At 64.0% G+C, this 12,431-nt stretch carries 8 protein-coding genes; 4 read left to right on the forward strand and 4 right to left on the reverse strand.

Going from position 1 to position 12,431, the window contains the following annotated elements:
* Nucleotides 1-451: 451 nt before the first annotated feature.
* Complete coding sequence (locus tag GJV37_RS27730; protein ID WP_170860141.1) at nt 452-1,867, reverse strand: basic amino acid/polyamine antiporter; 1,416 nt, start codon at nt 1,865-1,867, stop codon at nt 452-454.
* Nucleotides 1,868-1,988: 121 nt separating this feature from the next.
* Nucleotides 1,989-2,753 carry a dimethylargininase gene (ddaH, locus tag GJV37_RS27735; RefSeq protein ID WP_024766875.1) on the reverse strand — a complete coding sequence of 255 codons (765 nt, stop codon included), beginning with the start codon at nt 2,751-2,753 and terminating at the stop codon, nt 1,989-1,991.
* A 199-nt stretch (nt 2,754-2,952) separates the two neighbouring features.
* Between ddaH and GJV37_RS27740 the strand changes: the two genes are divergently transcribed.
* The gene (locus GJV37_RS27740; RefSeq protein WP_193453179.1) at nt 2,953-4,344 is read left to right on the forward strand and encodes a sigma-54 interaction domain-containing protein; all 1,392 of its coding nucleotides are present in this window, start codon (nt 2,953-2,955) and stop codon (nt 4,342-4,344) included.
* Nucleotides 4,345-5,044: 700 nt separating this feature from the next.
* Here the strand turns inward: GJV37_RS27740 and GJV37_RS27745 are convergent.
* Nucleotides 5,045-6,820: an acyl-CoA dehydrogenase C-terminal domain-containing protein gene (locus GJV37_RS27745; protein ID WP_193453180.1), complete on the reverse strand. Its 1,776-nt coding sequence runs from the start codon at nt 6,818-6,820 to the stop codon at nt 5,045-5,047.
* A 57-nt stretch (nt 6,821-6,877) separates the two neighbouring features.
* Nucleotides 6,878-8,500: an acyl-CoA synthetase gene (locus GJV37_RS27750; protein WP_024766877.1), complete on the reverse strand. Its 1,623-nt coding sequence runs from the start codon at nt 8,498-8,500 to the stop codon at nt 6,878-6,880.
* Between the two features lie 204 nt (nt 8,501-8,704).
* Here GJV37_RS27750 and GJV37_RS27755 point away from each other — a divergent pair, with 204 nt between their 5' ends.
* The 3 genes from GJV37_RS27755 (at nt 8,705) to GJV37_RS27765 (ending at nt 12,353) form a co-directional block, all read left to right on the forward strand.
* Complete coding sequence (locus GJV37_RS27755) at nt 8,705-10,951, forward strand: PAS domain-containing sensor histidine kinase (protein WP_170860138.1); 2,247 nt, start codon at nt 8,705-8,707, stop codon at nt 10,949-10,951.
* Between the two features lie 11 nt (nt 10,952-10,962).
* Nucleotides 10,963-11,595, forward strand: coding sequence for a response regulator transcription factor (locus GJV37_RS27760; protein WP_420875925.1), 633 nt, complete (start codon nt 10,963-10,965; stop codon nt 11,593-11,595).
* A gap of 275 nt (nt 11,596-11,870) precedes the next feature.
* Nucleotides 11,871-12,353 (forward strand): hypothetical protein, encoded by a 483-nt coding sequence (locus tag GJV37_RS27765; protein ID WP_170860136.1) that lies wholly within the window; start codon nt 11,871-11,873, stop codon nt 12,351-12,353.
* The last annotated feature ends 78 nt before the right edge of the window (nt 12,354-12,431 follow it).

Raw genomic sequence — 12,431 nt, forward strand, 5'->3', positions numbered from 1 at the left:
ACGTAAAGGACAGGCCTCTGAGGTGATTGCAGACGGTGAGGGTATTCTTTTCAGTACTCTGAGGTGCAGCCATTGGCCGAAAGCCGACTCGCTCAGAAACAGCGTACCGCCAGGCTGGCGAAACCCTGCAGATAGGTGAGGCCGCACTGCAATCATTGACGGAGCCGGCCCTGGATGCGTCCGACCTGCTGCCAATCAGGTAGCTGCCGACTCAGAGAACCGGGCGAATTCCCAACGGGGTGCGGGCTGACGCTGGCCAATGGACAGATTGAGACGCTCGCCCTGGACGATGCCGGTCTGGTAGTCAGTCAGCCTGGCGCCGGGAGGCGGAGCTCCAGCCTCGCCAATTGGCACGAGCGACCAATCAATCTCGCCGGGGCATTCAGTGGCACGAGTCGAGCGGTCGTAGTGCGCGCTTCAAAGATGCTGCCGTATACGACCATCCATTAAGCTAGAGACCAAGTCGGCCGCTGCTGACCATCCACAGGGCGATGGCTGCCAAGCCCAGAACCAGCACGCTGGCGATTCGCTCCCCTGCATTGCCGAACCGCGTCAACCCACGCTGGCGGCGGGCGCGGATGAAGAAGCCGAGCCCTGGAGCATAGAGAATCATCGACAGCAGTAGGTACTTCAGGCCGGCGGCATAGATCAGCCATACACCGTAGAAGGTGCCCAGCGCTGCCATTACCAGCAGCAGCGGCCGAGGTTGTCGCAAGACCAGCTTGAGGCAGAACCCGGCGCATAACAGATACGGGATGAGCGCCATCGAGGTGGCCAACTGGATCAGTGCGTTGTAGCCGGAGGCGTTGAAGAATGCCACCAGCAACAGCAGCGATATCAGCGAATTGGTCAGCCAGAGCGCCGGTGCCGGGGTGTCCGCCGCGTTGGTCCGGCCGAACAGCGCCGGTGCAGTGTTTCCCGTGCCGCGGCTGGCCAGGTAGAGCATTTCCACCGCCAGCAGGGTCCAGGCCAGCAGTGCGCCGGCCACCGAGACGATCAGCCCGAGGTTGATCAGGGTGGCGCCCCAGGGGCCGACCGCTGCGGCCATTACTTGCGCCATCGATGGGTTTTTCATCTGCGCCAGTTCGTGCTGCGGCACCACTCCGAGCGAGAGGACCGAGACGCAGACCAGCAACAGCAGGGTAATGACGAACCCGATCAGGGTGGCGCGGCTGACGTCGGCCATGCGTTTGGCATGGCTGGCATAGACGGTTGCGCTCTCGATGCCGAGGAACACCCACACGGTGTACAGCATGGTGGTCTCGACCTGGCGGACGATGCTGCCCAGTGCCGGATTGCCCCAGAAGTCGATACGGAATACGTCAACGCGGAAGGCCAGGGCGGCACAGAGGATGAACAGGCCGATGGGCACGATCTTCGCCAGGGTGACGATGGTGTTGGTGAGGGCAGCATTGTGCACCCCGTGCAACACGAAGGCGTGTACCAGCCAGAGCACCGCCAGTTCGCCGACCAGCGCCTGCCAGGTGGTGCCATCACCGAAGAAGGCAAACAGGCTGAACGATCCCAGCGCACTGAACAGCACCACCAGGTATCCGGCGTTGCCAACCCAGGCGGAGATCCAGTAGCCCCAGGCGGCATTGAAGCCCAGGTACTCGCCGAACCCTTCGCGAGCGTAGCCATAGACGCCGTCGTCCAGATCCGGGCGGGTGCTGGACAGCCACTGGAAGATGCGGGTCAGCGTCAGCATCCCGACGAAGGTGATTGCCCAGGCGATGAGGATGGCGCCGGCACCGGCGCCCTCGGCCATGTTCTGCGGCAGGCTGAAGATGCCGCTGCCGATGATGCCGCCCACCACCAGGGCGGTGAGGGCCGGCAGGCCCAGTCTGGTTTGATTCGAGTTGGACATCTTGCGCCTCCGAAACAGCTGTCGATGTCGCGTGGCGACTCTTGCCGACACGCTCACGGCCGCGAAGGGAGGGGCCCTCGCAGATATCGACGGGCCGTTTGGCCCGTCGATACGGCGCGGTTCAGAAGCGCAGTGACATGCAGCTGACGCCGCCGTCGATCTTGCGGTACTCGGAGGTATCGACTTCGATGACCTGGTAGCCGAGGTCGGCGATCTTCTGCCGGGTCTGTGGATAGCCGGCGGGCATGATCACCCGCTCGTTGACCCAGATGCAGTTGGCCGCGTAGGCCTCTTCCTCGGGGATCGCGATGATATTGAGGTGCTGGAAGTCCGGCTTGCTGATGAATTCGCCGGCGGCCAGCAGGTTGCCGTGCTCCAGATAGGCCAGGCCGGTCTTCAGGTGCAGGACCTTCTCCAGGCGGACCACCGAGCCGCTGAGGCCATGCTTTTCGAGAATGGCGATCATCTGCCGCGCACCTTCGGCATTGGTCCGCGCCGACTCGCCAATGTAGAAGTGCTCGCCGACCATCATGATGTCGCCCGCTTCCACGGTACCAGGGGCCTCGATGCGTTCGACGCGGCCGGGATAGAAACGCTGGATGGTCTCTTCGATGATCCGCGTCTCGCCGCGCCGGGATTCGGCGCCTGGGCGAGTGATGATGGCGCAGCGTGAGGTGCACAGCACCGGATCCTCGACGAATACCGAGTCGGGAAAACTCTCGTCCGGCGGCAGCAGGGTGATATCCACCTCGCAGGTCTGCAGTGCGCGGATGTAGGCATTGTGCTGCTCCAGGGCGGCAGCGTAGTCCGGTTTGCCGAGGTGGGCGGAGGTCAGCCCGTCGACCAGGGAGCGTGCAGGCGTGCGGGCAATGATGTGCTTGAACATGGTGAATCCTCTTGCGGGTGTACGCCGAGGACGGTGCAAGTCATGCGCCAGTCTGGAAGGCGCCGTGGGCGGCGAAATGGGTGATCGGGCAACGTGTTTCCTGGCGTTCCGTTGACTGGGAGCAGGACAGACGAATCGTCTTGCGGCGAGATTGAGACAGATGTCGAATAATCGACTTGCTGGAAATCAGGGAGTGGCCATGGGAAGTGTCGAAAAGTCGTCGATTTCCAATCGAAATGAGGAGTTGAACTGGCTCGTGCGCTGCCTGGCGCCGATTTTCGATGGACTGCGACAACCGGTCACGGTCGTCGATCAGTCGGGGCACTACGTCTATTACAACCGGGCGAGTGGTGCGCTGGACGGGTTAGACCCGCAGCAGGTTCTGGGCATGCATGTGCTGCAGAGCGTGCCCTGGCTGAAGCCGGAGCAGAGCACGCTGCTGCGTTGCCTGGCGGAGGGACAGCCCTCCATCGATACCGTGCAGGCCTATGTCGGCGCAGGTGGAGAAATGTTGCAGTACCGTCACCGGGCCATTCCGCTGCATGGCCGCCAGGGCGAGTTGGTCGGCGCGATGGAGGTGGGCGAGGTGGTCGCCGATGCGTTGGTCGCCGGCGCAGAGGACGGTCCGGCCATCCTCAGCGTTGCGCCAGGAATGCTGCAGCAATTGCGACGCCTGGAAGTGTTCGCCGTGACCGACCTACCGTTGCTGGTACATGGCGAGACCGGTACCGGCAAGGAACTCTTTGCGCGTCGCGCCCATGCCCTCAGTCCTCGCCGCAATGGCCCGTTGATCAGCCTGAACTGTGCCGCCATCCCGGAAACCCTGCTGGAGAGCACATTGTTCGGCACCACCCGTGGCGCCTTCACGGGGGCCGAGAACCGCAAGGGTATGTTCGCCCTGGCGGAGGGCGGCACGCTGTTTCTCGATGAGATCAACTCGATGCCGCTGGGCATGCAGAGCAAGTTGCTCCGGGTCTTGCAGGACGGCAGCTTCCTTCCCTTGGGCGGTCTCACCGCGCAACGGGCGGATGTTCGCCTGATCGCCGCAAGCAACCAGGCACCGCGGCAGGCGATTGCCGAGGGGCGCCTGCGTGAGGATCTCTACTACCGGTTGAACGTTGCCTGCCTGAGCATTCCGCCTTTGCGTGATCGCCCCGGAGATGTCGAACTTCTGGCCCGACTCTTCGTGCGGCGTGATGCACCAAACCTCAATCCGAAGGTCACCAGCCTGGGCGCCACCGCTTTGGCATGCTTGCAGGCCTGCGCCTGGCCGGGCAATGTACGTCAGCTGGAGAATGTCATTCGCCGCAGCCTGCTGCTGCACGACCAGGATGGTGCTGAGCTCGACGAGATCATCTTTGCCGACGATGAGGTCGATCATCCTGCTGTGCCCGCTTGCGAGCCTTGCCCGTCCGGCAGCGGAAGCTTGCGCGAACGGCTGGCGGAGCAGGAGCGCAACCTGATTGCTAAGGCTTTGCGCGAGGTGTGCGGCAATCTTTCCCTGGCTGCCGAGCGCTTGGGAATTCCCCGAACGACGCTCCTCGGGCGGATGCGGCGCCTAGGCTTGCAGGCCTCTCCAGGACACTCATAGAGCCGCCTCGCCAGTCCAATGCCACGGGCTTGGCGAATATTGCGCATCTCCCGCGCCGGCCGCACCGCCGTATACAGAATCGGTGACTCTGACTGCTCCAGACGCAGATTGGAAACTCGCCTGGAGCTGTGATTCGCAAAGGCCGGCTTGATATTTATCTCTGGCTGATTGCTGCCGTTGTTGCGTAGCCGATTCAACGAGAGCATTTGCGCGAATACTTGATTTTCTGTCGGAGCGACGAGCAACCAGAATCCCTGATCGACATTGGGGATTCAGCTTCGGTCTGCCTCTGTCCATTGAGCCGCCTGACCACGCCTATACGAACGAAGTCACCAGTCGATTCCTTGAGCCCTTCAAGGCCAAGATCGATCGTGACCGAAATCGGGCCCTTACCCGGCATCGATACGCTCATTACAGCAAGGTGCGGTGTGTCTGAGCGAGGACGAAAATCGCTACCTGTGCTCCGAGGCGTCGCTGAATTTGCTCGTGAAGGGTATTCGGGGGCTTTCCAATCATGGGACCAAGTTGAGCTTGCGCACCATGAGATGGCCACCGCCCCATTCCGGACGCCAGCATTGCTGACCCACAGATACTGAACCGATACGGCGCGTGAAGCCTGTCTGTATCGCCCGATAAGCCTGCCATCAAAAAAGCGTGGCCAACATTGGCGACTGGCCACGCAATCACGCTCAACTGAAATTCAGAAGTGCTCGGCGCGCAGTTCGAACAGGCTATCGCTGCCCGCGCGTATGGATCCGGCGAGAGACTCGATGCGCGGTAGCAAGCGGGCGAAGTAGAAACGCGCGGTGGCCAGCTTGCCGCTGTGGAATCCGTCGCCCTGGCCCAGGCTGGCCTGCGCCATGCGCGCCCAGAGGTAGGCGTAGGCGGTGTAGCCGAACAGGTGCAGGTATTCCACCGAGGCCGCGCCGATCTCCTGCGGCCGGCTGGCGGCGCGCTCGCGCAACTGGCGAGTGACGGACTCCAGCAGGTCCAGGGCATCCAGTAGCGGGGCGGTGAAGGAGCCCATGGCGGCGCCGTCGGCGGCATCGGCGAAAGCGCGGATCTCTCCGGCGAACAGCGCCAGTGCCTGGCCGCCATCGGCAAGCACCTTGCGGCCCAGCAGGTCGAGTGCCTGGATGCCGTTGGTGCCTTCGTAGATCTGCGCGATGCGCACATCGCGCACCAGTTGCTCTTGGCCCCACTCGCGGATGAAGCCGTGGCCGCCGAACACCTGCTGGCCATGGATGCAGCTTTCCAGTCCGGTGTCGGTGAAGAAGGCCTTGGCGACAGGAGTCAGCAGCGCCACCAGTGACTGGGCCGACTCGCGTTCGGCAGCCTCTTCGGCATACTTGGCGACGTCCAGCTGCTGGCCGACATAGGTGGAGAAGGCGCGGCCACCTTCGGTCAGGGCCTTCATGGTCAGCAGCATGCGGCGCACATCGGGGTGCACGATGATCGGGTCGGCGGCCTTGTCTTTCGCCACCGGGCCGGTGGCGGCGCGGCTTTGCAGACGTTCGCGGGCGTAGGCGACGGCGCTCTGGTAGGACATCTCGGCGCAGCCGATACCCTGGATGCCGATGGACAGGCGCTCGTAGTTCATCATGGTGAACATCGCTGCCAGCCCCTTGTTCAGCTCGCCGACCAGCCAACCGGTGGCGCCATCGAAGTTCATCACGCAGGTCGCCGAGGCCTTGATGCCCATCTTGTGCTCGATCGAACCGCAGGAGACCGCGTTGCGCGCGCCCAGCGAGCCATCGGCCTGCACCAGGAACTTGGGCACCAGAAACAGCGAGATGCCCCGCGAGCCCGCCGGGGCATCGGGCAGCTTGGCCAGCACCAGGTGGATGATGTTGTCGGTGAGGTCCTGCTCGCCGCCGGTGATGAAGATCTTGGTGCCGCTGACAAGATAGCTGCCGTCGGCCTGTGGTTTGGCGCGGGTGCGGATCAGCCCCAGGTCGGTGCCGGCATGGGGTTCGGTCAGGCACATGGAGCCGGCCCATTCGCCAGCGTACATATTCGGCAGGTAGGTATTCTTGAGGGCTTCGTTGGCGTGGGCATCCAGCGCCAGGCAGGCGCCGGCGGAGAGGGTGGAGTAGAGGCTGAAGCTGGCGTTGGCACCGTACATCATTTCCTCGAACTGCACCGAGAGCATTTTCGGCATGCCCATGCCGCCGTATTCGGGGTTGCCCGCCAGCCCGACCCAGCCGCCTTCGGCGTAGGTCGCGTAGGCCTCGCGGAAGCCGGTGGGTGTGCGCACGTTGCCGTCGGCGAACTGCGCCCCTTCTTCGTCACCACTGCGGTTGAGCGGAGCGAGCAGGCCGCTGGTGATCTTCGCCGCCTCCTCGAGGATGGCGTCGGCGGTGTCGGCGTCGATACGTTCAGCCAGTGCCGGCAGGCGTGCCCAGAGAGCTGGGGCATCGAACACGTCATTGAGCAGGAAGCGCATATCGCGCAGGGGAGCGTTGTACTCAGGCATGGCGGACTCCAGCGCTCCCCGCAGCGGGGAGCGCACGATGGCAGGCGAAAGGTCGGGTCAGAGGGCGTTGGCCCAGTCGCGCAGGACGAACTTCTGGATCTTCCCGGTCGAGGTCTTGGGCAGGTCGGTGAAGACCACGGTGCGCGGCACCTTGAAGCCGGCCAGGTGCTCGCGGCAGAAGCTCATGATGTCCTGCGGCTCGACCGCCGCGTGCTCGGCCTTGAGGGTGATGAAGGCGCAGGGCGTCTCGCCCCAGCGTTCGTCGGCACGGGCCACCACGGCGGCTTCCATCACGGCCGGGTGGCGGTAGAGTACGCCCTCGACCTCGATGGTGGAGATGTTCTCGCCGCCGGAAATGATGATGTCCTTGAGGCGGTCGCGAATCTCCACGTAGCCGTCCGGGTGCCAGACCGCCAGGTCGCCGGTATGGAACCAGCCACCGGCGAAGGATTCCTCGGTGGCAGTAGGGTTCTTCAGGTAGCCCTTCATCACGGTGTTGCCGCGCATGAAAATCTCGCCGATGGTCAGGCCGTCGCGCGGCACCGGCTCCAGGGTCTTGGGATCGGCGACCATCACGCCTTCCAGGGTCGGGTAGCGCACGCCTTGGCGCGACTTGATGCGGGCGCGTTCGTCCAGCGACAGCTCGTCCCATTCCTCATGCCAGGCGCAGACGGTCACCGGGCCGTAGACCTCGGTCAGGCCGTAGACGTGGGTGACCTTGATGCCCATTTCCTCCACCGCGCCGATGACCTTGGCCGGCGGAGCCGCACCGGCGACCATGGCGTGCACCGGGTGGTCGATGGCGGCCTTGGCCGACGCGGGCATGTTGATCAGCGCATTGAGCACGATGGGCGCGCCGCACAGATGGGTGACCTGGTGTTCGCGGATCAGGGTAAGGATCTTCTGCGGATCGACCCGGCGCAGGCACACGTGGGTGCCGGCCAGCGCTGTAACGGTCCACGGATAGCACCAGCCGTTGCAGTGGAACATCGGCAGGGTCCAGAGGTAGACCGGATGCTGGCCCATGGACCAGGTCATCTGGTTGCCCAGCGAATTCAGGTAGGCGCCACGGTGGTGGTAGACCACGCCTTTGGGGTTGCCGGTGGTGCCGGAGGTGTAGTTGAGGGAGATGGCGTCCCATTCGTCCTGCGGCCACTGCCAGGCGAATTCCGGGTCGCCCTCGGCAAGCAGCGCCTCATAGTCCAGCGGGCTGACGGCATAACCTTCGCCGTACTCGGGGTCGTCCACGTCCACCACCAGGGGCGGATGATCGAGCATGCCCAAGGCTGAGTGGATGACGTCGCTGAACTCGCGGTCAGTGATCAGCACTTTGGCTTCGCCGTGCTGCAGCATGAAGGCGATGGCCTCGGCGTCCAGGCGCACGTTGAGGGTATTGAGGACCGCGCCGATCATCGGCACGCCGAAGTGCGCCTCGACCATCTGCGGCGTGTTGGGCAGCATCACCGCCACCGTATCGCCACGGCCTATGCCACGGGCGGCGAGGGCGGAGGCCAGGCGGCGGCAGCGCTGGTAGGTTTCCTTCCAGGTGCGGCGCAGGCTGCCATGGATGATGGCGGTACGCTCGGGGTAAACGTGGGCGGTACGTTCGATGAAGCTCAGCGGCGACAGCGCGATGTGGTTGACGGCCGCGCGCGGCAAGCCATGTTCGAAGATCGACATGTGGACACCCTGTGGCTGATTGTTAGCTCATTGTTCTGTTATGACCCGTGGAGCGTCTGGCAGCAGCCGGGTCGTGACCGGTGCGGCAAGCTGTCGCCCGGTCATTGCGGCGTTTTATAGCAATGTCGAATTGGATATGGAAGTTAAACCTATGGTGTATGGTATAAATACTATATTCATTCAAAGCGCCTTCGAGCCACTTTCATGTCCGAGTTGAATACCCTGGTGCGCCTGGTGCGCGAGCAGGCACCGGTCGCCTTGCAGACCGACGCTCTGCAGCGGCTCTGTCTCGAGCGCGACGGCGTGGAGCGCGCCCTCTACGTCGAATGGCAACCGCGCAGCCAGAGCTTCGAGGCCCTTGCCGGCGCATCACGCTTGCCGCCGGGCAGTGGTGACCCGTTGCAGGCCAATGACCTGGCGCTGCTCGGGGGGCTGGGCAAGCTTGCACGCTTGCCTCTCGGAGAACTCCTCGATGTGCCGTGCTGGCTCAGCGGCCGCCTGCGACGCGCCGGCTGGAGCCAGGGGCTGGCGCTGGTGCTGCCGTTGCGAGACGCGGTGCCGGGGCTGCTGCTGGTGGAAAGCTCCGGGGCGGACGCCGAGCACTGGCTCGGCTGGATGGGTGAACTGCTCGGCGAAGTGCTTGCCCTCGCTCATCAGGCGCGCCGCACTGCGCCGTTACTCAGCGCCGATCCACAACCGGCGCTGGTGCTGGACGAGGCAGACGTGCTGGTGGACTGCAACCAGGCCCTGCGTCAGTTGCTCGCGGATCTGCCCGGCAGCGAGCCCCGCGACCTGCTACCCAGCAACCACGCGCAATTGCTGCGCACCTGCCTGGAACAGGGGAGGGCGGTGCACGAGGTCACCGGTGAGCGTGAAGGCCGGCAGTTTCTCTGGACCTTCGTACCGATGCCTGGTGAGCGGCAGGTGCTGGTCCACGGTCGCGAGGCTACCGCGTCGCTGCGGGACCAGCGTGAGGCGGCGAGAGCCAGCCGGCTGTACCGGCAGATCATCGAGAACACCACCGACCTGATTTCCCGCCGCACCCTCGACGGCCGGCTGCTCGACGTCTCGCCGGCCTCCTGGACGTTGCTCGGCTACTGGCCGGAAGCGCTGCGCGGCAAGGAACTGCTGCCGCTGCTGCACGAACAGGATCGCCAACGGGTCGCCGAGCGTACGCGTGACGCGCTTGTGCAGGACGGCTACGTGACCCTGACCTATCGCCTGCGCCACCGCGACGGCCACTACCTGTGGTTCGAGACCGCCAGCCGCGCCATTCGCGAAACCTATACCGGCCATGTGATGGAAGTGGTCAGCGTGTCCCGCGACATCACCGCACGGGTTCAGGCTGAGGAAGGTTTGCGGCGCCTGGCCGAAGTTGTCGAGGCCAATACTGACCTGGTGCTGTTCGTCGATCCGGGAGGCCGCGTCACGTACCTCAACCCCTCGGCGTGCCGTGCTCTGCGGCTAGAAGGCGAGGCGCTGCCAGCGTCCGTTGCGCAAGTGCTGGACGATGGCCTGCTGGACCAGTTGGAACGAGAAGGCTGGGAGCGCGCGCGGCGCAGCGGCGTCTGGAGCGCCGAAGGACGCCTGCGCGGACGCGATGGCGCGCCGTTGTCGCTGGTCCTGCTGGCGCACAACGCGGCAGGCGGCGAGTGTTACTACTCGCTGGTGGCCCGTGACATGACCGAACGCGAACTGCGCGAGAACCAGCAACGCCGGCATCAGGACGAACTGGCGCATACCGCGCGCCTGGTGACCCTGGGCGAACTGGCTTCGGGAATTGCCCATGAGATGAACCAACCGCTGGCCGCTGTGATGAACTACGCCAGCGCCAGCCAGCGCTACCTGAAATCCCTCGACAGCCAACCGGATGCTGCTCAGCGTGTGGCCCGGGGGTTGGCACAGATCGTCGAGCACACCGCCCACGCCTCCGAAGTGATCCGTCGCCTGCGGGCCTTCCTGCGCAAGGGGCAGCGGCGGATGCAGGCGCTGGACCTGAACCAGGTGGCGCGTGCTGCGTTGGCCTTGTGCGCCTGGGAAGCGGACGGTGCGGAGGTGGCCATCTGCGAGGCCTTCACGGACAATCTGGCGCCCGTCTACGCCGACCGCGTGTTGCTGGAACAGGTATTCCTCAACCTGTTGCGCAACGCCGTCGAGGCCAACCGCGAGCGCCACGCCGGCGAGCCCTCGAATGTGCGCATCGGCAGCTGTCGCGACAGTGACGGGCAGCTCTGCGTCTGGGTAGATGACGAAGGGCCCGGGGCTAGCCCGGCGGCGCTGGAGCAGATGTTCACGCCGTTCTTCACCAGCAAGCCCGAAGGCCTGGGGTTGGGCCTGTCCATGAGTCGCGGCATCGTCGAAGGCTTCGGCGGCACGCTGGAGGCCGTGGCGGCGCCTTCCGGCGGTCTGCGCCTGGAATGCCGGCTGCCGGCAGGGAAAACCGAACAATGACGGAGACAGTGATGGAAACGGCGGTGGTGTATGTGGTGGACGACGACCAGCGGATGCTCGACTCGACAGTCTGGTTGCTGGAGTCGGTCGGTCTGAAGGTGCGGCCATTCACCAGCGGCCGCGAGTTCCTCGACGCCTGCCCGAACGATGCTCACGCCTGTGTGCTGCTCGACGTGCGCATGCCCGGGCTTGGTGGGCTGGCGGTACAGGAAGAAATGCGCCGACGCGGCCTGGAACTGCCGGTGATCTTCGTCAGCGGCCATGCCGACGTCCCAATCGTCATCCGGGCCTTCAAGGCCGGCGCGGTGGATTTCATCGAGAAGCCTTACAACGAGCAATTGCTGCTGGACAGCGTGCAGCAGGCGCTCAGCTCCGGCGAACGCCTGCGTGCGTCGCGCTCAGGCCTGGGCGAACTGGAGGTGCGTCTGGCGGCCCTGACGCCTCGCGAGCGTGACGTGTTCCTGCCGTTGGTACGCGGCTACACCAGCCGTGAAGTCGCCGAGCAACTGGAGATCAGCGTGAAGACTGTCGACCTGTATCGCGCACGGGTTATGAAGCGCATGCAGGCTGCAACACTGTCAGACCTGGTGGGCATGGCCATCGCGGCTGGGTTGGTGGACCCGCTCCGGCTTCGCCACAGCTAGCGCGCTTTCCCGGGGTACGTTTTTTCCATCCATGGATCAAGCATCCAGCCCCAACGCATGACACCGGCAGGGGGCGAGCTGATCTGGCTGCAAGTCCTTGTGTTCGAGGTGTGATTTGAGGGGGCCGCTTCTGGCCGGTTGAATCCACAGCCGATTTCTGCCCGTGACGTGGGGCAGCTACCGACCCAAAGCGGATATTTTCGAAAACAGCGTTTAGACATCGCGAGTAGTGTTAAATCCTGCCGTGTGATCAAGACAGAACCAGGGAGTGTTCAATGCTTCATCAAGTTCGGGCCATCTGCCACAAAGCAGGCTTTTCCAAAGGCCCCTGCGCCTGGCTTGCTATCGATGAGGTACCAATCGAGCAATGGATGGCGTGCCATATCGATGACCCAGAGGTCTCGCAGCTCGGATTGTCGCTAATGTGGTTACTGGACGAAGAGGAGGACGCCCTCGCTGAGCGCCGTTTTGCCCCGGGCGAGGATGGCACATCCACCTTAGTACCGCTGCTGGTATGCAGCGACGACATGGATTTTAATTGCACTGTACTGATGACAGAACAGGTCATCGATGGAGGAGAAGTTCACTGGCGCCGCTTTGGCTGGAGCGCGTCGGGCGGTTTGGAGGTAGGGGTATCAACATACTGGATCGCCGACAGCAAGCCAGTAAGTTTTGCTTTGAGCGACTTCACCAATGCATTAAGGGAGCTGAAAAAAATGGACTACCCCCATTTCAATAGACATTTCCCGGCCTCATAACGAGGCGCTTTCAAAGGCCTCGGGACTGACACCGCCCAAGTGGCTGTGACGGCGGGTTCGGTTGTAGAAGACCTCGAT

This window comes from Pseudomonas nitroreducens (assembly GCF_010994165.1).
GTDB classification, from domain to species: Bacteria; Pseudomonadota; Gammaproteobacteria; order Pseudomonadales; family Pseudomonadaceae; genus Pseudomonas; species Pseudomonas nitroreducens.

Coding starts and splice junctions, on each gene's coding strand:
- GJV37_RS27730 (WP_170860141.1), bottom strand. CDS start 1,867: ATGTCCAACTCGAATCAAACCAGACTGGGCCTGCCGGCCCTCACCGCC.
- ddaH (WP_024766875.1), bottom strand. CDS start 2,753: ATGTTCAAGCACATCATTGCCCGCACGCCTGCACGCTCCCTGGTCGAC.
- GJV37_RS27740 (WP_193453179.1), top strand. CDS start 2,953: ATGGGAAGTGTCGAAAAGTCGTCGATTTCCAATCGAAATGAGGAGTTG.
- GJV37_RS27745 (WP_193453180.1), bottom strand. CDS start 6,820: ATGCCTGAGTACAACGCTCCCCTGCGCGATATGCGCTTCCTGCTCAAT.
- GJV37_RS27750 (WP_024766877.1), bottom strand. CDS start 8,500: ATGTCGATCTTCGAACATGGCTTGCCGCGCGCGGCCGTCAACCACATC.
- GJV37_RS27755 (WP_170860138.1), top strand. CDS start 8,705: ATGTCCGAGTTGAATACCCTGGTGCGCCTGGTGCGCGAGCAGGCACCG.
- GJV37_RS27760 (WP_420875925.1), top strand. CDS start 10,963: ATGGAAACGGCGGTGGTGTATGTGGTGGACGACGACCAGCGGATGCTC.
- GJV37_RS27765 (WP_170860136.1), top strand. CDS start 11,871: ATGCTTCATCAAGTTCGGGCCATCTGCCACAAAGCAGGCTTTTCCAAA.